At 73.4% G+C, this 20,661-nt stretch carries 19 protein-coding genes; 8 read left to right on the top strand and 11 right to left on the bottom strand.

Annotation, left to right across the window (positions count from 1 at the left end; translation table 11 throughout):
* Positions 1–127: 127 nt before the first annotated feature.
* Positions 128–997: a hypothetical protein gene (locus ASG32_RS04895; protein WP_056523141.1), complete on the top strand. Its 870-nt coding sequence runs from the start codon at positions 128–130 to the stop codon at positions 995–997.
* Positions 998–1,088: 91 nt separating this feature from the next.
* Here the strand turns inward: ASG32_RS04895 and ASG32_RS04890 are convergent, their stop codons facing one another.
* The gene (locus ASG32_RS04890; protein WP_020093331.1) at positions 1,089–1,364 is read right to left on the bottom strand and encodes a YiaA/YiaB family inner membrane protein; all 276 of its coding nucleotides are present in this window, start codon (positions 1,362–1,364) and stop codon (positions 1,089–1,091) included.
* Between the two features lie 48 nt (positions 1,365–1,412).
* Complete coding sequence (locus ASG32_RS04885; protein WP_056523139.1) at positions 1,413–2,087, bottom strand: PspA/IM30 family protein; 675 nt, start codon at positions 2,085–2,087, stop codon at positions 1,413–1,415.
* 105 nt (positions 2,088–2,192) lie between these two features.
* On the opposite strand from ASG32_RS04885, the gene ASG32_RS04880 reads away from it, so the two are divergent.
* Positions 2,193–2,819 (top strand): TetR/AcrR family transcriptional regulator, encoded by a 627-nt coding sequence (locus ASG32_RS04880; RefSeq protein WP_056523137.1) that lies wholly within the window; start codon positions 2,193–2,195, stop codon positions 2,817–2,819.
* Between the two features lie 57 nt (positions 2,820–2,876).
* Here the strand turns inward: ASG32_RS04880 and ASG32_RS04875 are convergent, their stop codons facing one another.
* Positions 2,877–4,553 (bottom strand): cache domain-containing protein, encoded by a 1,677-nt coding sequence (locus tag ASG32_RS04875; RefSeq protein ID WP_020093328.1) that lies wholly within the window; start codon positions 4,551–4,553, stop codon positions 2,877–2,879.
* 176 nt (positions 4,554–4,729) lie between these two features.
* Between ASG32_RS04875 and ASG32_RS04870 the strand changes: the two genes are divergently transcribed.
* On the top strand, positions 4,730–5,770 hold the full coding sequence (locus ASG32_RS04870) for an ABC transporter substrate-binding protein (RefSeq protein WP_020093327.1): 1,041 nt from the start codon (positions 4,730–4,732) through the stop codon (positions 5,768–5,770).
* A 12-nt stretch (positions 5,771–5,782) separates the two neighbouring features.
* Here the strand turns inward: ASG32_RS04870 and ASG32_RS04865 are convergent, their stop codons facing one another.
* A complete protein-coding gene (locus ASG32_RS04865) occupies positions 5,783–7,375 on the bottom strand; it encodes a DHA2 family efflux MFS transporter permease subunit (protein WP_056523135.1) in 1,593 nt (530 codons plus the stop codon).
* Positions 7,376–7,386: 11 nt separating this feature from the next.
* Positions 7,387–8,625 carry an HlyD family secretion protein gene (locus ASG32_RS04860; protein WP_056523133.1) on the bottom strand — a complete coding sequence of 413 codons (1,239 nt, stop codon included), beginning with the start codon at positions 8,623–8,625 and terminating at the stop codon, positions 7,387–7,389.
* Positions 8,626–8,682: 57 nt separating this feature from the next.
* Between ASG32_RS04860 and ASG32_RS04855 the strand changes: the two genes are divergently transcribed.
* Positions 8,683–9,378, top strand: a complete 696-nt coding sequence (locus ASG32_RS04855) for a TetR/AcrR family transcriptional regulator (RefSeq protein WP_234080757.1) — start codon at positions 8,683–8,685, stop codon at positions 9,376–9,378.
* A 214-nt stretch (positions 9,379–9,592) separates the two neighbouring features.
* A complete protein-coding gene (locus ASG32_RS04850) occupies positions 9,593–10,303 on the top strand; it encodes a cell cycle transcriptional regulator TrcR (RefSeq protein ID WP_020093323.1) in 711 nt (236 codons plus the stop codon).
* A gap of 51 nt (positions 10,304–10,354) precedes the next feature.
* Here the strand turns inward: ASG32_RS04850 and ASG32_RS04845 are convergent, their stop codons facing one another.
* The 3 genes from ASG32_RS04845 to ASG32_RS04835 all read right to left on the bottom strand — a co-directional run bounded on the left by ASG32_RS04845 (position 10,355) and on the right by ASG32_RS04835 (position 14,404).
* Positions 10,355–11,704: an MFS transporter gene (locus ASG32_RS04845; protein WP_056523130.1), complete on the bottom strand. Its 1,350-nt coding sequence runs from the start codon at positions 11,702–11,704 to the stop codon at positions 10,355–10,357.
* Between the two features lie 191 nt (positions 11,705–11,895).
* Positions 11,896–12,921: a histone deacetylase family protein gene (locus ASG32_RS04840; RefSeq protein ID WP_056523128.1), complete on the bottom strand. Its 1,026-nt coding sequence runs from the start codon at positions 12,919–12,921 to the stop codon at positions 11,896–11,898.
* A 31-nt stretch (positions 12,922–12,952) separates the two neighbouring features.
* Positions 12,953–14,404 carry an HD domain-containing phosphohydrolase gene (locus ASG32_RS04835; RefSeq protein WP_020093320.1) on the bottom strand — a complete coding sequence of 484 codons (1,452 nt, stop codon included), beginning with the start codon at positions 14,402–14,404 and terminating at the stop codon, positions 12,953–12,955.
* A gap of 443 nt (positions 14,405–14,847) precedes the next feature.
* Between ASG32_RS04835 and ASG32_RS04830 the strand changes: the two genes are divergently transcribed.
* Positions 14,848–15,732 (top strand): LysR substrate-binding domain-containing protein, encoded by an 885-nt coding sequence (locus tag ASG32_RS04830; protein ID WP_082557748.1) that lies wholly within the window; start codon positions 14,848–14,850, stop codon positions 15,730–15,732.
* Positions 15,733–15,858: 126 nt separating this feature from the next.
* Here the strand turns inward: ASG32_RS04830 and ASG32_RS04825 are convergent, their stop codons facing one another.
* On the bottom strand, positions 15,859–16,146 hold the full coding sequence (locus ASG32_RS04825; RefSeq protein ID WP_020093318.1) for a hypothetical protein: 288 nt from the start codon (positions 16,144–16,146) through the stop codon (positions 15,859–15,861).
* Between the two features lie 110 nt (positions 16,147–16,256).
* The gene (locus ASG32_RS04820; protein WP_082557747.1) at positions 16,257–16,703 is read right to left on the bottom strand and encodes a DUF1236 domain-containing protein; all 447 of its coding nucleotides are present in this window, start codon (positions 16,701–16,703) and stop codon (positions 16,257–16,259) included.
* A 208-nt stretch (positions 16,704–16,911) separates the two neighbouring features.
* On the opposite strand from ASG32_RS04820, the gene ASG32_RS04815 reads away from it, so the two are divergent.
* Entirely contained in the window at positions 16,912–18,600 is a 1,689-nt protein-coding gene (locus ASG32_RS04815; protein ID WP_020093316.1) for a thiamine pyrophosphate-binding protein, read from the top strand.
* 33 nt (positions 18,601–18,633) lie between these two features.
* Here the strand turns inward: ASG32_RS04815 and ASG32_RS04810 are convergent, their stop codons facing one another.
* Positions 18,634–19,962 (bottom strand): Nramp family divalent metal transporter, encoded by a 1,329-nt coding sequence (locus ASG32_RS04810; RefSeq protein ID WP_020093315.1) that lies wholly within the window; start codon positions 19,960–19,962, stop codon positions 18,634–18,636.
* Between the two features lie 173 nt (positions 19,963–20,135).
* Here ASG32_RS04810 and mntR point away from each other — a divergent pair, with 173 nt between their 5' ends.
* The gene (mntR, locus tag ASG32_RS04805; protein WP_056523126.1) at positions 20,136–20,597 is read left to right on the top strand and encodes a manganese-binding transcriptional regulator MntR; all 462 of its coding nucleotides are present in this window, start codon (positions 20,136–20,138) and stop codon (positions 20,595–20,597) included.
* Positions 20,598–20,661: the final 64 nt, after the last annotated feature.

Genomic DNA, 20,661 nt, shown 5'->3' with positions numbered 1-20,661 from the left:
GACGGCCAGGTGACGGCGGAGGGCAGCGGCGTGACGGCGGGCCGCGCGGAAACTAAGCCGCAGTTCCGTCCGCGCGGGGCGGCCCTATCTTGCCCGGCCGGCACTCTCGTCGGTCTGGGAGCGGACACTGGGTCGGGCGCACATCATCGGCATCCACGGGCTCGCCAACAAGCCGCCCCGGGACGAGAAGGCCGCCTGGTGGCGCGCCGCGATCCGCGAGGGGCTCGACCGCAATCTCGGGCTCCGGGTCGCGGAGCCCGACCTGCCCTTCACCTTCGTCTACTGGGCGGACCTGCGCTACCCGCAGCCGCTCGCGGGCGACCGCAACCGCGAGCCCTACCGCCCCGATCACGGCCTCGGGCCGTTCCCCTCCCCGGCGGGGGAGCCGGAGCGCGCCGAGCCGACCCTCACCGACCGGATCTACCGCGGCCTGTCGCATCTGCAGGAGGCCGCCGGGCTGACGCCGGTGGACGACCTGATCCTGGAATACCGCCTCGACGACCTCTGGGGCTACTACGAGGACGCGGACTTCCGGGCGGCGGCGCGGGCGCGCCTGCGCGATGCCCTGGCGGCGGCCGCGGCGGACCGCGTGCTGATCGCCGCGCACTCGATGGGCGGCCTGATCGCCTACGACGTGCTGCGCGCCGCCGAGGCGGACGGGACGCCGATGCCCCGCTGCGACCTCGTCACCCTCGGCGTGCCCCTCGGGCTCGCCGAATTGAAGCTGAAGCTCGCCGACGAGCACGGCGACCTCCGGGTGCCTGCGGCGCTCGCCGCCTGGACCAACCTGATGGATCGCCAGGACATCGCCACGGTGGGCGACGACCTCGCGGCCCTCTACGCGCCGAACGCCGCCGGGGTGCGGGTGCGGGACGTACCGGTGATCAACGCCTACCGGAGGCCGGACGGCGCCGAGAACCGGCACAAATCCTACGGCTACCTGCGGACCCCGGAATTCGCCCGGGTCGTGGCCGGGTTCCTGGACGCCGCGGCGTGAGCGATCCGGGGGAGGTGCCGCGCTCCGCCGCGCGCCGCCTCCCCGACCCGGGACGCGCGCCGCCCGGGTCGGGGCGCGGGCCTGCCGGGCCTCAGAGCCGACCCGGCACCACCTCGCGCAGGACGCGCTCCGTGGCGGCGTCCTCGATCTTGTTGATCAGCCGCTTCGCCTCGTGCTCGTCGCGCAGGGTCTTGGCCAGGGTGAAGGTCGTGCCCGTGAGGAACAGCGACGCCATGGCGAGGTAGCCCTTGATCCAGATGTCGGCGGGCAGGAAGAAGATGCCGAACGTCAGCATGGCGGCGGCGACGGCGAAGCTGACCAGCGTGAAGGTCTTCCAGGCGCCGGTATGGGGCATCTGCGGTGTCATGGTGCGGTCTCCTGAGGAATGATCGAAGGGGAAGCGGTGCGACGCCGATCAGGCGCCGGCCCTGAGGCGGTCGAGCACGGCCCGCGGGTCGGTGCGGGGGCGGCCGTAGCCCGCCGCCTCGAGATCGGCCTCGATCCCGCCCGCGGCCTCGGCCTCGAGCGCGGTCAGCGCGGCGGCGACGTCCGCCTCGGCCGCCTGCCGCTCGCGCAGGCGCGCCAGCGTCCGCTCGGCCTCCCCGAGCGCCCCCGCCGACAGGGTCGTGACCCGGCGGCCCTCGAGTCCGGCCCGCCGCAGCGCCTCGGTGGTGCGGGCGGTCTGGAGCCCGCGGTCGAGGTCCCGCAGGCGCTCGCCGCCCTGCGCGACCAGGCGCTTCAGCCGCTCGACCTCCGCGGCGAAGCGCTCGGCGGCGGCCCGGCGGTCGGCCCGCTCGTCCTCCAGGGCGGCGATGTGGATCGCCGCCTCGGTCCCGAGATCCTCGCGCCCGTCGCTGAGCGCCCGCCGCGCCCCGTCCGACAGGGTGTCGATGCGGGTGCCGATGGCGTCGAGGGCGCGCGCCTCGGCGGCGTGGTAGGCCATGGCGACGGCGAGTTCCCGCCGGGCGGTCGCCAGGGCGCCGGCGGCGTCCCGGATCTGCTGCCGCAGGATCGTCACGGCATGGGCGTCGTGGATCGCCTGGGCGTTGTCGGCGATCACGCCGCGCATCAGGAAGGAGAGGGTCCTCATCACGGTTCACCTCGCGGGAACGACGGGCCGGACCGCGTCCGGATTTGATTGAACGTCGTTCATGAAACAAGTAAACACGGGACGTGCCGGGCCGCAAGGGATAAAATGAACGAGGTTCATAAAAAATTGAGGGGGCGGCCGCGGAAGGAGCCCGGCGATCGGGCGGCCGATCGCCAGGCCCTGATCGCGGCCGCGGTGGCGATCCTGAACGCGGGCGGCGCGGCGGCGCTGACCGCCCGCGGCGTCGCGGAGCGGGCCGGCACGGCGGTCGGCTCGGTCTACACGCAGTTCGACAGCCTGGAAGTGCTGCGCCTGGAGGCGAACGCCGTCACCATGCGCCGGCTCCGGGACACCCTCGCGGGGGCGCTGGCGGCCTGTCCGTCGCGGGAGACGGAGGCGCGGCTCCTGTGCCTGGCCGACGCGTATCTCGCCTTCGCGGCCGAGCACCACGCCGCCTGGGCGGCGATCTTCGAGCGGCGCACGGTGGCGGCGCCGGACTCGGTGCAGGCCGACATCGCGGCCCTGTTCGGGATCCTGGAGGGGGTGCTGCGCGACGGCGGCCGCCTCGGCGAGGCGGCGATCCCCGTGATGGCGCGGGCGCTGTGGTCCAGCGTCCACGGCATGACCTATCTCGCCGATCTCGGCAGCCTGGGTCCCCTCGGGGTCAGCGACGTGCGGCCGATGATCGACGCGCTGGTGCGGGCCGCGGTCCGGGGCTTCTCCGCGGGCTGAGCGCCGCCCTGCCCGCCCGCGGGGCCCCGCCCCTCAGGCCACCCTCAGGCCGCGCCCTCAGGCAGCCTGGACCTCCGCCAGGAAGGCCTTCACGGCGTGGTCGAGCTCGTCCGAGCCGCGGGTGAGGTCGCGTGCGGCCGCCAGCACCTGCTCGGAGGCGCTGCCGGTCTCGTCGGCGCCGCGGCGCAGGTCGACGACGTTCTCGGACACGCCCTGCGCCCCGGTGGCGGCGCTCGCCACGCCGCGGACGATCTCCTGGATGGCGGCGTTCTGCTCCTCCATGGCGGCCGCGACCCCGACCGCGATGCCGCGCATCTCCTCGATGGTCCGGCCGACCGCGCCGATCGCCGCGACCGCGTCCCGGGTCTCGCCCTGGATCCGGCCGATCTGGCCGGAGATCTCCTCGGTCGCCTTGGCGGTCTGCTCGGCCAGCGCCTTCACCTCGGAGGCGACGACCGCGAAGCCGCGCCCGGCCGCGCCCGCGCGGGCCGCCTCGATCGTGGCGTTGAGCGCCAGCAGGTTGGTCTGGCCGGCGATCGAGGCGATCAGCCCGACCACGTCGCCGATCTTCTCGGTGCCGGCGGCGAGCGCCCGCACGGTCGCCTCGCCCTGGCGGGTGCTGATCGCGGCCTGCCCGGCGATCTCCGAGGCGCGGTTCACCTGCCCGGCGATCTCCTGGACCGAGGCCGACATCTCCTCGGTGGCCGCCGCGGCGGTCTGGACGTCGGCGGAGGTGCCGGCCGCCTGCGCGGCCACCGCGCCGGTGCGCTCGGTGGTGTGGGCGGCCGTGACGGTCAGCGTCCGCGCCGTCGCCTCGAGGTCGGCGGCCGCCGTCGCGAGGCCGCGGCTCAGGGTCCCGGCCCGGGTCTCGAAGGACCGGGTCAGCCGGTCGAGGGCGGCGGCCCGCCGGGCATCCCCGTCGGCGCTGGCGGCGGCGCGGGCGTCGGTCTCGGCCTTGGCGATCAGCGCGTCCTTGAACACCTGCACGGCGCCCGCCATGGCGCCGATCTCGTCCCGGCGCTCCCGTGCCGGCACCGGCACGGCGGTCTCGCCGGCCGCGAGGCGGTGCATGGCGCCGTTCAGCGCGCGCAGCGGCCGCGTCAGCCGCCGGCCGATCAGCGCCGCGAGCAGGCCGATCAGCGCCACCACCACGAGCATGCCGGCCGCCGCCTTCCAGGCCGCGTCCCGCAGGATCGCCGCGGTGTCGTCGGCGTAGATGCCGGTGCCGATCACCCAGCCCCAGGGGGCGAAGCCGCGCACGTAGGAGAGCTTCGGCACGGGGGCGTCGGCGCCGGGCTTCGGCCAGTAATAGTCGACGAAGCCCTGCCCCTGCCGCTTCACCGTCTCGACGAAGTCGACGAACAGGCGCTTGCCGGTGGGATCCTGCACGGCGGCGAGATCCTTGCCCTCCAGCTCGGGCTTGATCGGGTGGGCGACCATGCGGGGCTGCATGTCGTTGACCCAGAAGTACTCCTTGTCGTCGTAGCGCAGGGCCTTGAGGGCCCGGATCGCGGCGCCTTGCGCGTCCGCCCGGGACAGGCGCCCGGCCCGCTCCTCGCCCTCGAAATAGGCCGCGACCCCGTAGGCGACGTCCGTGAGGTTCCGCGTCTTGGCCATCCGGTCCTGCTCGACCTGGGATTTCAGGCTGACGAGCCCGATGCCCGAGACCGCGACGATGCCGACCAGCGCGGTGGCCGTGATGGTGTGGAGCTTCGCTCCGAGCCCGATCTTCACCCACGCCCCCGCGATGATGATTGCAAGAAGATGATTTCAACCTGCGATATTTTGCAGCTTCTGCGTTAGCGGAGCGTGAAGACGGCCTTGCGCGCGCCGGCCCGAGCCTGTCCACTCCCCGTCCAACGAAAGCCCGGCGCCGCTCAGGATCGCGCCGGGCCACAGGGAGAAGCGTCATGGTGCGTACGTCTCGGACGGGCTCGCTGCTGCCGGGCCGCCGTCGGCTCCTGCGGGCGGGATCGGTCCTCCTGCTGGCCGGGCTGGCGCTCGCCACCCCCGCCCGGGCCGACGATGCCAAGGTCCGGATCAGCCGGCAGCCGGGCTTCGTCTACCTGCCCGCGGTGCTGGCCGAGCAGCACAAGCTGATCGAGAAGCACGCCAAGGCCGCGGGCCTCGGGGACGTCACGGTGGAGTGGGTCAACCTGACGAGCGGCGCCGCCGGCAACGACGCGCTGCTCTCGGGCAACATCGACATCGTCGACAGCGGCTCGACCAACATGCTGCTGCTCAACGACCGCACCAAGGGCGACGTGAAGGGCCTGTGCGGGGTCGGCACCACGCCGATGATGTTGCTCACCCGCAATCCGGACGTGAAGGAACTCAAGGACTTCTCGTCCAAGGACAAGATCGCCCTGCCCTCCGTGAAGGTCTCGTCCCAGGCTGTGCTGCTGCAGATCGCCGCCAAGAAGGCGTTCGGGCCCGAGAACGCCACCAAGCTCGACCCGCTCACCGTCCAGCTCGGCCATCCCGACGCCGTGGCGGCGCTGGCGAGCCCGCACAACGAGGTCAACAGCCACTTCTCGCTGCCGCCGTTCCAGCAGCGCGAGCTGCAGGACCCGGCGATCCACAAGGTGCTCAATTCCTACGAGATGGTCGGCGAGCCGGTGAGCAACGCGATCTTCTACGCCCGGACCGGCTGGTACAACCGCAACCCGAAGCTCGCCGCCGCCATCGTGGCCGCCATCGACGAGGCCAATGCCGAGATCGCCCGGGATCCGCTGAAGGCCGCCAAGGACTACGTCGCGGCCACCAACGAGAAGACGCCCCCCGAGACCCTGGTCGAGATCATGAAGGAGCCCGGGACGAACTTCTCCACCACGCCCTACGGCATCATGCTCCAGGCCCGGCACTTCTACGCGATGAAGACCATCAAGACCGAGCCCAAGGACTGGAAGGACACGTTCTTCCCGATCGTCCACAACCTGCCGGGGCGGTAGGACCCCGGCCGCTCAGTGCGCCTCCACGGGCCCGGCGGCGCGCTGCGGCTTCTTGAGGATGGCCACCACGGCGAGGCTCGCCACGAGGCTCACGCCCACCAGCCAGAACCCGTCCGCGTAGGCCATCACGTAGGCCTCGCGGCGGACCTGGGCGGCGAGCTGGCCCAGCGCGATGCCCTTGGCGGCCAGCGGGTCGGCGATGCGGGCGTGCATCCCGGCGGCGAGCGCCGCGAGCCGGTCCTGGGTGCGGGTGGCGTTGACGGTGATCGCCTCGGCCAGCATCGAGAAGTGGAAGTGCTCCCGCCGGTCGATCATCGTCGACAGCATGGCGATGCCGATCGAGCCGCCGAGGTTGCGCATCATGTTCGACAGGGCGGAGGCGTCCGCGGTGTCGCGCGGGGCGAGGCCGACGGTGGAGAGCTGCGACAGCGGGATGGTGAAGAGCGGCTGGCCGACGGCCCGCATCAGCTGCGGCAGGATCAGCTGGTCGGCGCCGACATCGTGGGTCAGGCCGACGTTGATCCAGCAGCTCGCGATGAAGAACAGCGTGCCGGTGACCACCAGCACCCGGGCGTCGAAGGTCCGCATCAGCAGCGGCATCATCGGGAAGAGGACGAGCTGCGGCAGGCCCGACCACATCACCACGTAGCCGATCTGCTGGGCGTTGTAGCCCTGGATCTGCGCGCAGTAGACCGGGATGATGTAGATCGACCCGAACGAGACCGCGCCCAGCACGGTCATCAGCACGCAGGCGCCGCCGACCGAGCGATTGGCCAGGACCCGCAGGTTGATGAACGGGCGCTCGGTCGTGAGCTCGCGGACGATGAAGCCGGCGATGCCGGCCGCCGCCAGCAGCGACATGTTCACGATGACCTGCGAGCCGAACCAGTCCTTGCGCTGGCCCTCCTCCAGCACGTAGGTCAGGGCCGGCAGGCCGATCGCCATCAGGCCGATGCCGATCCAGTCGCCCTTGAGCAGCTCGCCCCAGCGCGCCGGCACGCTGTCGAAGGCGCCGAGCTGGATCGCCGCCGCCACGGGTCCGAAGATCAGGTTCAGGTAGAAGATGTAGTGCCACGACAGGTTGTCGGTGAGCCAGCCGCCGACCGTCGGGCCGATCGCGGGCGCGAAGGTCGCGGTCAGCCCGAACAGCGCGATGCCGATGGGCTGCTGCGCCTTCGAGAGCCGGGTGCGCACGATCACGATGGCGGTGGGGATCAGCACGCCGCCGGTGAAGCCCTGGCCGGCCCGGAACAGGATCATCTGGCCCAAGGTCGTCGACAGCGCGCAGGCCAGCGAGAAGGCGGTGAACAGCATGGTGTTCACCGCGAGGTAGCGGCGCAGGCCGATCACCGAGGACAGCCAGCCGGTGAGCGGGATCACGATGATCTCGGCCATCAGGTAAGCGGTGGAGATCCAGCTGCCCTCCTCGGTGGAGGCGCCGAGCGCCCCCTGGATGTCGGCGAGCGACGCGTTGGTGATCTGGATGTCGAGGATCGCCGTGAAGGCGCCGAGGATCGCGCCGAACACGGCGAGCCAGTCCCGGGCGCTCGCCTTCGCCTCGGGCACGGCCACGGCCGGCACGGGGCTGGTCGGGGCCGGACTCATCGGGGCCGGACTCATCGGGGCAGGGCCTCGCTGACGAGGGCCGGAGCGGGCCTCGGCCGGGCGGGCCGCACCGGCTCGACCGGATCCTGGGTGTGGACCGTGGCCTCCACCGACAGGCCCGGGCGCAGGCGGGCGATGAGCGGATCCGACGGGTCGAGGGCGACGCGCACCGGCACGCGCTGCACCACCTTGGTGAAGTTGCCGGTAGCGTTCTCCGGCGGCAGCAGCGCGAATTGCGAGCCGGTGCCCGGGGAGAAGCTCTCGATCCGGCCCCGGAACGCGTGGTCGCCGAAGGCGTCGACCGTGAAGGTGACGCGCTGGCCCTCGACCATGCGGCCGGTCTGGGTCTCCTTGAAGTTCGCCACGAGGTAGATGTCGCGGCCCATCGGCACGAGGGTCAGGAGCCCGGTGCCGGCCGAGACGACCTGCCCGATCCGCAGCGCCCGGTCGCCGGCCACGCCGTCGATCGGCGCCACGATGGTGGTGTAGCTCAGGTCGAGCCTCACTCCCTCGACCTTGGCCTGCGCGCCCTCCAGGCTCGCGCGGGTGCTGGCCTCGAGCGCCTGCAGGCTGTCGATCTGCTTCTGCGCGGCGTCGAGCGAGGCGGCGGCCTTGTCGCGGGCGGCGTGGCGCTGGCGCAGGTCGGACTCCGCCTGCTGCTGGCGCTGCACCGTGCCGGACCCGGTCTGCAGCAGGTTCTGGTAGCGGGTGTATTCCTGCTGCGCGAAGGTGAGGGCGGCCTCGGCGTTGGCGAGGTCGGCCCGCGACGAGGCGACCTGCGCCCGCTGCTGAACGATCGCCGAGGCGACGCCCAGGATCTGCGCCCGGTCCTTCTCGACCTCGGCCTCGGCCTGCCTGAGCTGGACCCGGTAGGACCGGTCGTCGAGGCGGGCGATGACGTCCCCGGCCTTCACCGACTGGTTGTCGCCGACCAGCACCGCCGCGACGGTGCCGGCGATGCGCGGCGCCACCGTGACCTTGTCGGACTGGAGATAGGCGTCGTCGGTCACCTCGAGGAAGCGCCCGACACTCCACCAGTGCCAGCCGTAGGTCCCGACCCCGCCCAGCGCGAGCAGGCCGAGGAGGGGCAGCACGATCCGCGCGCGGCGGCGGCGCGGCGCCGGTGCGGAGACGGTGGCCGGGACCGGCGCGGAGACCGGGGGCGTGACAGCCGCGGTGGTTGGGGCGGTGACCGGCGCACCCGCGACCGGGTCGGCGCTCTTGAAGCTGTCGCTGCGACGTGCGTCCATCGGGTCTGGCCAGAATCAAAACGGTACGGTATCGTTTTAATAGGACGAACGGCGGTGGTGAGCAAGGAGGATCGCGGGGTGACGGTCACGGAGATCGAGCGGGTGGAGGCGGGCCCGCGGCGCGGCGGCCGGCCGACCCGCGCGGAGGCGGCCCGGCGCGAGGCGCACCTGATCGCCGTCGCCACGACCCTGTTCCTGGAGCGCGGCTTCGACGCCACCTCCATCGACGCGGTGGCCGAGGCCGCCGGGATGAGCAAGCCGACGGTCTACGCGCGCTACCGCGACAAGCGGGCCCTGTTCGAGGCGGTCCTGCGCGAGCGGATCGCCGCGTGGCTGGCGCCGCTCTCCGCCGCGGCCGAGGCCCAGGCCGCGCAGGGCGGGAGCGACGACGTCGAGACCGCCCTGGAGGATCTCAGCCGCACCCTGCTGGCCCACGGCCAGTCGCCGGGCGCGGCGATGCTCAAGCGCAACCTCGTGGCCCAGGCGCTGCAGTTTCCCGAACTCGCCCGCCTCGCCCACGAGGAGGGCTGGCTGCGCGGCGTGCGCGCCGTGGCGCAGCTGCTCGACGCCTTCGCCCGGCGCGGGCGGATCGCCGTGGCGGATCCCGAGATCGCGGCCGACCTGTTCCTCAGCCTCGTCCTCGGCCGGTCGTCCCAGGCGACCCTCTACGGCATCGCCACCGACCCGGAGGCGCAGGAGCGGCGGCGGCAGGCGGCGGTGCGGCTGTTCCTCGACGGGGTGCGCCCCCGCTGAGGGCGACCAGTCGGCGCCGGTGGGTGATCCGGCCGCCGGTAGAATCGGCACGCCGGGCTCCGAACGGGTCCAACCCGCGATTGCGCCCCTCCCCGCCCGGGCCTATAGTGCGTCATCCCCATTCGACAGCGTGAGACGGGACATCCGGATCGGTCATCCGGAGCCCGCGGCCCGATGCCCGGCCCCCGTCCCGCCAGGCCGGAGCACGAGAAGCATGTCCCAGGGTCCGCTGATGCCGAAGGCGACCGCCGTCTGGCTGGTCGAGAACACCTCGCTCGCCTTCGAGCAGATCGCCGATTTCTGCAAGCTGCACCCGCTGGAGGTGAAGGGCATCGCCGACGGCGAGGTCGCGGCCGGCATCAAGGGGCTCGACCCGGTCTCCACCGGCCAGCTCACCCGCGACGAGATCGAGAAGGCCCAGAAGGCGCCGCACTACAAGCTCAAGCCCGCCGTCTCGAAGGTGAAGCTGCCGGAGGTGAAGCGCACCACCAAGGGCCCGCGCTACACCCCCCTCTCCCGCCGCCAGGACCGGCCGAACGCCATCCTGTGGCTGCTGCGCAACCACCCCGAGCTGAAGGATTCGCAGATCATCCGGCTCGTGGGCACCACCAAGTCGACGATCCAGCAGATCCGCGAGCGCACCCACTGGAACTCGGGCTCGCTCCAGCCGATGGACCCGGTCACCCTCGGCCTGACCACCCAGATCAACCTCGATTTCGAGGTCCAGCGCGCGGCGGCCGACCGCCCGGCCGCGGTGGCGGCCGAATCCGGCGCCTCGCTGCTGCCGACCGAGGTCTCCACGGCCCGCGACGCCGACGAGCGGGACCACGAGGACGATCACGGCGGCCGCGAGGAGCGGCTCGACGCCGATTCGGTCTTCGCCAAGCTCAAGGGCCGGCACCAGGACGAGGACGACGAGGACTAGGACCAAGACTAGGACCGGCCCCCGCTCCGACCGAGCGGGGGCCGGACCGACCTATTCCGGCAGCGGCCGGCCCCGCGTCTCCGGCATGAACCACGGCACCACGAGGCCGATCACGTAGACGCTCGACAGGGTCAGCGCCGCCGCGGCGACGCCCCCGAAGGCGGTCACGATCTGCCCGGCCAGGATCGGGAAGATCCAGGCGATCAGCCGCGCGCCGTTGAAGACCGCGCTCGACGCCGTCGCCCGGACCGCCGGGGTGAACAGCTCCGCGAGGTAGATCGCCATCCACGAGAAGGCGAAGCCCAGGGTGAAGAACCCGTTCAGGAAGGCGAGCGCCATGAACGGCACCAGCCCGCCGGTCCAGAGGTAGCAGGCGAGCGACGTGGCGATGCAGCCGGCATAGGTCACGAGCAGGAAGGCGCGGCGCCCGATCGCGTCGGCCACGAAGCCCGAGATCACGTAGGCGGTGATCGCCCCGATATTGTAGACGATGCCCATGCGCGGGCCCCAGACATTGGCCGGCGCGCCCGCGGCCTTGGCGAGCCCCTCCGTGTAGGCCGGCAGCCAGGACGAGACCGCCCACCAGCCCACCGTGGTGGCGAAGGACAGGAGCGTGGCGAGGAGGACCCGCCGCCGGCTCTCGGGCTCGCGGAAGATCTCCGTCAGGGAGAACGGGCGCCGCGCGCTCCGCGGGGCCCGGTCCGCGTCCTCCGCGGTGGCCGCCCAGCGCTGCGCCTTGAGCGCCCGCATCCACTGCTCGGATTCCTCCAGCGCCCGGCGCAGGTACAGGCACACGAAGGCCGGCAGCGCGCCCAGCGCGAACAGGATCCGCCAGGATTCCGCGCCCAGGGGCTCGGTGGCGGCGAGCACGGCCCACACGATGGCGGCGAGCACCGCGCCGCCGCCGAAGCCCGATTGCAGGAAGCCGCAGCCCTTCGGGCGGGCCCGGTTCGGCCAGGTCTCGGCCACGAGGGCGATGCCGGTGGACCATTCCGAGCCGATGGCGAGCCCGGTGATGAAGCGCAGGACGGCGAGCTGCGTGAAGCTCTCCGCGAAGGCGGTGAGCCCCGTGAACAGCGCGTAGCCCAGGATCGACACCATCATCATGCGCTTGCGGCCGATATAGTCGGCCGCGATCCCGCCCATCAGGCCGCCGATCCCCCAGCCGAGCAGGGTGATGCCGATGGCGAGGCCCACGTAGAAGGCCGGCGCCTGGGCCTGCTCGGGGGTGAGGATCGAGGCCAGCGCCGGGCGCAGGGCGTAGACCAGGGCCACCGCCTCGTAGCCGTCGAAGATCCAGCCGAGGTAGCTGCCCCACAGGATCCGCCAGTGGTGCCGGGTGAGACCCGCGTGCCACGGGGCGCCGGCCGCCTCGCGCATGCCCACGTCGCCCGCGTCCATCGTCCGCTCCTCCCGCCCGGGACGCGTCTGCGGCGCCCGCCCCGCCCTGATAGGTCGGTTGTGGCATCGGGTCGACCATATCCGGGCGGCCGATCCGGCGCCCCGGCGATCACGATCGCATCACGCCTTCACTGCGCAGCTTCACTGCGCACCTTGCACTGGGCACCTTCTGCGCGCCCGCGGCGTTCGGCCTAGCGCGCGGCGTCGAAGGCGGCGAGGAAGGCCGCGAGGTTGTCCGGTAGGGCCGCGCAGAGGTAGCCGCCCTCCTGGACCAGCGCCGTGGGCAGCCCGGCCCGGGCGATCCGCTCCGCCGCCCCGACGAAGCCCCCCCGGGAGACCGCGAGGGCGCCGATCGGGTCGTCCGCGGCGGCGTCGAGGCCGAGCGCCACCACGAGCGCCCGGGGCCGGTGCGCGGCGATCGCCGCGAGGCCCGCCTCGACGGCCTCGAGCCAGGGCGCGTCCCCCGAGCCCGGCGGCAGCGGCAGGTTGCGGTTGAACCCCGCCCCCACCCCGGCGCCGGTCTCGTCGGCGTAGCCGGCGAAGAACGGGAAGTAGTCGGACGGGTCGGCGTGGACCGAGACGGTCAGCACGTCGGCGCGGGCGTAGAAGATCCCCTGCGTGCCGTTGCCGTGATGGACGTCGATGTCGAGGATCGCCACCGGGCCGCCGGTCGCGGCGCGCATCCGCTCGGCCGCGATGGCGCTGTTGTTGAGGAAGCAGAAGCCGCCGGCGGAATCCGCGTAGGCGTGGTGGCCGGGCGGGCGGCACAGGGCGTAGGCGTGCCCCGCCGCCAGCGCAGCGTCGGCGGCCGCGACCGCGCACTGCGCCGATCCGTAGACCGCCGCCCAGGTGCCGGCGCGGATCGGCGTCGAGGTGTCGGCGGTGTAGAAGCCCAGGCGCCCGAGGAGGCCGGCGGGCTTCCGGTGCATCTGCGGCCGGGCGAAGGCCCCGGTCAGGATCTCGTCGCCGATGCCGGGGATCGCGTCCCGGCGCGCCCAGGCCTCGGCCAGGAACGCCACGTAGTCGGGATCGTGCACCGCCCGGATCGGGTCGAGGCCGTGATCGGCCGGCTCGGCGAGGTCGTGTCCGCCCCGGACGGCCGCGTCCCGCAGGATCGCGTAGCGGGCCGCCTGCTCGGGATGCGGGATTGGCGCGCCGCGGCGCATGTAGCGTTCGGGATCGTGCCGGCTCGAATCGGGCGTGTGGACGATGCGCATGCCGGCAGGTTAGGGCCCGCCGGGCCGCGCGTCATCCGCCCGGGACGGCCTCGCGGGGCGCGCCCGCATGGGATGCACCCGCATGGGACGCGCCCGGATGGGACGGACTCAGATGAGGTAGACGGTGCCGTCCGCGCGGAAGACCTTCGGGCAGTTCGCCCCGTCCACGAGGCGCTGGGCATCCTCCAGGGAGATCCCGTGCGCCAGGGCGATCTCCGGCAGCGTCTTCCAGGTCGGGGTCATGGTCCGGCTCCGTCCGTGATCCGTGCGGGTCGGGGATCAACGGCGCAAACGTCTCCGGGTTCGCCGACAGGGCCGATGACGGCTCCAGGATCCTGTCGAGGGTGTCGGCGCGCCACCCCGTCGGGTCGGGCGCGGCGGGGGCGACCTCGCGCAGGAGGGTCGGGACCCGGGCCCAGGGTTCCGTGACCGGCCCGGCGCTCGGCCGCATGCCCGCCCGGGTCCGCCCGCCGGCGACGCGGATGTCCGGGAAGCGCGCGCAGAACGCCGCCACGCAGTCGGGGTCGAAATGGCGGCCGCTCTCGGCGCGGATGCAGTCCAGGGCCGCCTCGAAGGGCATCGCGTCCTTGTAGGGCCGCGCCGTAGTCAGGGCGTCGAACACGTCCGCCACCGCGACGATCCGGGCCGAGAGGGGAATGGCGGCGCCGGCGAGCCCGTGCGGGTAGCCGCCGCCGTCCCACTTCTCGTGGTGGAACTCGGCGATCTCCGCGGCCAGCCGGATCAGCTCGGAGGCGCTCCCGCCCAGGATGCGCCGGCCGATCGCGGGGTGCGTCTTGACGAGGTCGAACTCGTCCCGGTCGAGCCGGCCGGGCTTCAGCAGGACGCCGTCCGGGATGCCGACCTTGCCGACATCGTGCAGCGGCGCCGCGAGGTAGAGGTTGCGGCAGATCTCCGGCGCCAGCCCGAGCCCCTCGGCCACGATCTGGCTGTAGCGGGCCACCCGCCACGTGTGATCGCCGGTGTCGTTGTCGCGGTACTCGACCGCCAGCGCGAGGCGGAAGATGATCTCCTCCTCGCGCTCGCGCATGTGGCGCAGGGCGGCCTCCACCTCGCCGTCGAGCCAAGCGGCCTGCTCGGCCAGCCGCCGCACCGCCCGGGCGAGCCGGATCAGGTTGCGCAGGCGGACGGTGAGCTCGACGCCCTGCATGGACTTGTCGAGGAAATCGGTCGCCCCGGCCTCCAGGGCGGCGAGCCGCACCGCGTCCGAGATGTCGCTGGTGACCATCACGATGGGCACCTGGGCGTAGTGCGGGATGGTCCGCATCTGCCGGATGAAGGCGATCCCGTCTATGTCGGGCATGTGGCAGTCGACCAGGACGAGGTCGAAGGCCCGCGTCCGCGCCTCGACCATGGCGGCGACCGGGTCGCCGTGATCGGTGACGGACACGTCGGGCTTGGCCTCCAGCAGCAGGCGCAGCCGCATCCGCATGGTGGCGCTGTCGTCGACGAGGAGCGCGTCCATCAGCGGCTCCCGGGCCGGCGCAGGCGATCCCGGGGCGGCCGCCGGACCGGGTATGTCGACACAGGAACCATCGCCGCGACGCCTCGCAAGACTGTCGAGCAGCATTGAAGGATGCGGCATTAACGGGCGGTAAATCGTCGTTCTCGGCTATATTGAGGAGATTTACTTTACTCGGAGGCTTGGCGGGTGCGAATTCGGGTCTTCGTTTGTCGGAGACCGGTGGGGCCGCGGCGATCGACCCGCGGAGAGTTGGCTTCGCCCGCTCCGGGGCGCCTGAGGGATCGGCGTGTCTGTAACCGGGATCGCCGCGGCGGCCCCGGCGCGGCCCCGGGATGGCGGGGTTGACGCGGTCGCCAAGCCCCCCGACGGAGACGCGGATCAGGACGGGTCCCGGGCGGCCCGGGACGCGCCGGCCGGACGGCGCGGCGGGAGGCGCCTTCGCGATGATGCGGTTCGATCTCGTCGATCTCGGCCTGTTCCGGCACGTGGTCGAGGCCGGCTCGATCACCCACGGGGCCGCGCGGGCGAACCTCGCCCTGGCGGCCGCCTCGACGCGGATCCGGCTGATGGAGGAATCCCTCGGCGCCGCCCTGCTGACCCGGGGCCGGCAGGGCGTCAGCCCGACCCCGGCCGGGCGCGCGCTCCTCGTCCATGCCCGGGAGGTCCTGGCCGGGGTGGAGCGCCTGCGCGAGGAGATGGCGGCCTTCTCGGGGAGCGCCTTCGGGCAGATCCGGGTGCTGGCCAACACCAACGCGCTCACCGAATTCCTGCCGGAGGCGCTCTCGGCCTTCCTGGCCGATCACCCCGGGATCGGCGTCGAGATCGACGAGCGCACCTCCGAGGAGATCGTCGGGCTGGTGGCCGAGGGGGCGGCCGATCTCGGCATCCTGTCCGGCACGGTGGATACCGGCTCGCTGCGGACCTTCCCGTTCCGGGAGGACCGGTTCGTGCTGGTGGCGGCCCGGGACCATCCCCTGGCCGCGCGCGGGACCATCCCGTTCGCCGAGGTGCTCGGCCACGACCTCGTCGGCCTCGACCGGCGCAGCGCCATCAGCCGCTTCCTCGTCGCCCAGGCGGTGCGCGAGGGGCGACCGATGCGCCTGCGCGTCCAACTCCGGGACTTCGACGCCGTCTGCCGTCTCGTCGAGGCGCGGGTCGGGCTGGCGATCCTGCCCGAGAGCGCCGCCGCCCGCGCCGCGCAGGGCCTCGCCCTCGCGGTGGTGCCCCTCGCCGACGCCTGGGCGCGGCGCGACCTGACCCTGTGCCTGCGCGACCTCGACGGGTTGCCGCCGTTCATCCGGGCCTTCGTGGCGGAGCTGCGCGCCTGAGCGGAACCCGCCCCGGAACCGCGCGATCCGCGCGGACACGATCCGCCCCGCCGCGGACGGGCCGCGGCGTCCCCGCCGCTCAGCCTCGCGCCGGGGCCGCTGGGCCGCCCGCCGCGCGCGGCGGCGTCAGCGCCACCGCTCGTCCGTGCAGGCCAGCAGGTAGACGACGTGCATGCACCGCGCCTGGGCGGCCTGCGAGGGCGCGTCGCCCATGCAGGCGCGCATCCCGACGGAGAGCAGGTCGCGATCGACGTCCTGATTGCGCGCGCAGGTGAAGATCGGCTGGAAACCCTCGAACCGGCTCACCTGCCAGAAGATGACCATGACCGCGAGCAGGCAGAACGTGCAGACCAGGATCCGGCTGTCGTAGAACCAGTGCCGCCGTCCGGCATCCGCGGCGTCGCGCGCGCTCATCCCGTCACCAGGCCCGTCACCGGGAGCACCGCCCGGATCCCCATCCTTCTCGGCATCGGCTCGCCCTCTCCCTCGCGCCGGATCCCCGGCCGCCCGGGCCGCCCGGGCCGTCAGTCGATCACCTCCACGATCCGGCGCGACCGCGGGTCGACGAGGACCGGGTGGTCGTTGACGATCGTGTAGCTGTAATCCGGCAGGGCGAACTCCCGCGGGACATCGTAGTACACGATGCCGTCCTCCGGGAGCACCGTGCCGACCCGCACGGGTCCCGCGAGCGCGATGGAGGGGCGGCGCTCGCCGCGGGCGTAGATGCGGAACCGCTCCCGCCGGTCGACGCCGAGGATGCCGTTGGCGGTGCCCACGGCCGCACCGATCGCGCCGCCGACGATCGCCCCGAGGGGGCCCGCCATCTCCTCGCCGCGCGAGGCGCCCTCCTGGGCCCCGCGCTCGAGCCCCTGCGCCCGCGCGCCCGCGGCGAGGCCCAGGGCGGCTGTCAGGGTGGCTGTCGGGGGAGCCACCAGGGTGGCGAGGAGCGCGAGGGACGCCGCGATCCGCATGATGTGTCGTCCTGGTCGGTGGCGTGGATCGGCAGGCCTGCGCCCGGGGGCGCGGGCGCGTCCCGGCCGGAGGCTACGCCGAAAAGCCTGCCGATCGGTTGCCGATCGGTCGCCGCCCGGCGCGGGGCGGCGGGGGGGGGCGGTGCCGGCATTGCCCCGGTCCGCCCATGGGGTAGCCTCCGGCTGATTCCGTCGGAGAGGACAGGGCATGCCGATCGAGACCGTGGAGACCGCCGGCCGCCGCCGGGGCGCCGACCTCCTGGTGGAGGTGCTGCGCTCGGAGGGCGTGCGCTACATCTTCGGCAATCCCGGCACCACCGAGTTGCCGCTCATCGACGCGCTCACCGAGGCGCCGGACATCGCCTACATCCTCGCCCTGCAGGAGGCGACCGCCGTGGCGATGGCGGACGGCTACGCGCAGGGCGCCCGCCGGCCCGCCTTCCTCAACCTGCACACGGCGGGCGGCCTCGGCCACGCCATGGGCGGGCTGGTGAATTCCCAGGTCTCCGGCACGCCGCTGGTGGTCACCGCCGGGCAGCAGGATCTCCGCCACGCCCTGACCGACCCGCTGCTGATGGGCGACCTCGTCGCCATCGCCGACCCGGTGATGAAGTGGGCCCGCGAGGTGACGAGCCCGGACCAGATCCCGATCCTGCTGCGCCGGGCCTTCCACGACGCGGGGGCCGCCCCCTCCGGGCCGGTCTTCCTGTCCCTGCCCATGGACGTGATGGAGGCGCTGTCGGCGGTGCCGGCCGGCGAGACCTCGACCATCGACCAGCGGGCCGTGGCGGGCTCCCTCGACCGCCTCGCGGAGAAGCTCGCCGCCATCGCGCCGGGCCGCCTCGCGCTGATCGCGGGCGACGAGATCGACGCCTCGGACGCCTCGGCGCAGATGGTGGCGCTCGCCGACCTGCTGGCGGCGCCGGTCTACGGCTCGTCCTGGCCGGCCCACATCCCCTTCCCCACCGCGCACCCGCTCTGGGCCGGGAACCTGCCGACCCGGGCCGACGCCATCGCCGACATCCTCGGGCGCTACGACGCGGTGTTCGCGCTCGGCGGCAAGTCGCTGATCACCGTGCTCTACTCGGAGGTCTCGGCGGTGCCGCCGGGGGTGCAGGTGTTCCAGCTCTCGGCGGACGTGCGCGACCTCGGGCGCACCTACGCCACCTGCCTGTCGACGGTGGGCGACATCCGCGCCTCCCTCGACGCCCTGCTGCCGCTGCTCGCGCCCCGCCTCGCCGACCGGGCCGACGCCTTCGCGGGCCTGCGCGCCGGGGCGGTGACCGCCCGGGCCGAGCGCCGGGCGAAGCTCGCCGCCGCCGCCGACGCGGCCTTCGAGGATCCGGTGATCGCGCCGCTGGTCGCCGCCCGGGAGGTCGCCCGCGCGGTCGGGGCCGAGACCACCATCGTGGACGAGGCGCCCGCGACGCTCACCCACCTGCGCACCTTCCTCGACAGCCCCTCCGCGCACCAGTACGCGGCGATGCGCGGCGGCGTGCTCGGCTGGGGCATGCCGGCCGCGGTCGGCTTCTCCCTCGGGCTCGACCGGGCGCCCGTGGTCTGCGTGGTCGGCGACGGGGCCGCGCTGTACTCGCCGCAGGCCCTCTGGACGGCGGCGCACGAGAAGCTGCCGGTCACCTTCGTGGTGATCAACAACGCCGAGTACAACATCCTCAAGACCTTCATGAAGGGCCAGGCGCACTACGCCTCGGTGCGCGCCAACCGCTTCATCGCCATGGACCTCACCGACCCGCGGATCGACTTCCCGGCGCTGGCCGCCTCGATGGGCGTGCCCGCCCGGCGGGTGACCCGGGCGGCCGACATCGCCCCGGCGATCGAGGCCGGGATCCGCTCGGGGGGCGCCAACCTCGTGGAGGTGGTGGTGCGGGCGACCTGAGCGGGGCCGTCGTCAGGGCTGCCGGCGGGGCTCTCACTCCAGTCCCGGCACCGGCACCCCGAAGGCGACCGCCAGCAGCACCATGTTGAGGGCGAGCACCAGGGCGGCCCCCGCCACGGCGGCGGCCTGGGTGAGCGGGCCGTTGGCGAAGGGCCCCATCACGCTGCGGCGCCGGGTGAACACCACCAGGGCCACCATCGGCACCGGCAGGGCGAGCGACAGCACCACCTGCGACAGGACCAGCGCCTGCGTCGGGTCGACCCCGATCGCCACCACCGCGAAGGCCGGCAGCATGGTCACGAGCCGGCGGACGAGGAGCGGGATGCGCCAGCCGGTGAAGCCCTGCATCACCAATTGCCCGGCGAGCGTGCCCACCACCGAGGAGGAGATCCCGGAGGCGAGCAGCGACACCAGGAAGGCCGCCCCCGCGGCGGGCCCGAGGAGCGGCGTCAGGGTGCGGTAGGCCTCGCCGATCTCCGCCACCTCGCTGTGGCCGACGTGGAAGGCGGCCGCCGCCATGATCACCATCGCCATGTTGACGAGGCCCGCCAGCAGCAGCGCCACCACCACCTCGCGGTTCGAGTAGCGGACCAGCAGGCGCCGGTCGGCCTCGGTGCGGGGATTGCCTCGGCCCTGGGTCAGGCCCGAATGCAGGAACAGCGCGTGCGGCATCACGGTGGCGCCGATGATCCCGACCGCGATGGTGAGCGCCTGCGCGTCCGGGATCCGCGGGGTGACGAGGCCCTTGGCGGCCTCGCCCCAGGCCACGGGCGCGATCAGGAGCTCGACCGCGTAGCAGAGGCCGATCGTGCCGACCATCGCGCCGATGGCGATCTCCAGCGGCCGGAAGCCCTCGTGCTCCAGGAGCAGGATCGCGTAGGTGACCACCGCGGTGATCGCCATGCCGGCCATGAGCGGCATGCCGGTGAGCAGCGACAGGCCGATCGCGCCGCCGAGGAACTCCGCGAGGTCGGTCGCCATGGCGGCGACCTCGCTGATGCCCCACAGGGCGAGGCGCACCGGCCGCGTCGTCGCGTCCCGGCAGTGCTCGGCGAGGTTCTTGCCCGTCACGATGCCGAGCTTGGCCGACAGGGCCTGGAACAGCATCGCCGTCAGGTTCGCGAGCAGCACCACCCAGAGCAGGCCGTAGCCGTAGCGGGCGCCGGCCTGGATGTTGGTCGCGAAATTGCCGGGGTCCATGTAGGCGATCGACGCCGTCACGGCGGGGCCGGCGAACAGCAGGAACCGGGCCCGGCCGCCGGGACGGCCGTCGAGGACGTCGCGGATCGCGCCCTCGGTCCGCCGGCTCATCGCCCCGGGCGCGGCGCGCCCGGGGGCCGTCGCGGCGTTGGGCGCCACCATGCTCGAACCCTCTCCTCAAAGATATAGCGGAGGCTATATTCAGGGTTCGCGGCCAGGATTCAAGGGGCTGGCAGCGGCCGCCGGTATCGGCCCCGCGGGACTCCCCTCGAGGTGGCGGTGTTTGCTAGACAGGGGTCGGGGCGGCCCGCGCGGACCGCGGTGGGGGAGAGCCGATGCAGGAACCGTCCGAGCCGGGCTCGCCCGAGACCGCGCTGGTCGATCCCGAGCGCCACGTGGAGAGCTTCCGCCAGGCCCGCGAGGCCCGGCGCTCGGAACTCGTGGAGGATTACGTCGAGCTGATCGACGACCTGATCGGCGACGGCGGCGAGGCGCGGCAGGTGGACATCGCGGCCCGGCTCGGCGTGGCGCAGCCGACCGTCGCCAAGATGCTGAAGCGCCTGTGCGAGGACGGGTTCGTCCAGCAGCGGCCCTATCGCGGCGTGTTCCTGACCGAGGCCGGCCGCCGGCTCGCCGCCCAGGCCCGGGAGCGCCACCGCATCGTCGAGCGCTTCCTGTGCGCGCTGGGCGTAAGCCCCGAGACCGCGCGGCGGGACGCGGAGGGGATCGAGCACCACGTCAGCGCCGAGACGCTCGCGGCGTTCCGCACCTTCGCGGAGCGGCACGGGGGGGCGTGAGGCGCCCCTCCGACCGTCATCGCCTCGCGCCGCTCGCGGAGACGCTCGCAGAGACGTTGTGTCT

Source organism: Methylobacterium sp. Leaf361 (assembly GCF_001424445.1).
In the GTDB taxonomy this organism is placed as follows: Bacteria; Pseudomonadota; Alphaproteobacteria; order Rhizobiales; family Beijerinckiaceae; genus Methylobacterium.
Note: the sequence above shows the minus strand (reverse complement) of the source record. Positions and strands in the feature narration are given on the sequence as shown.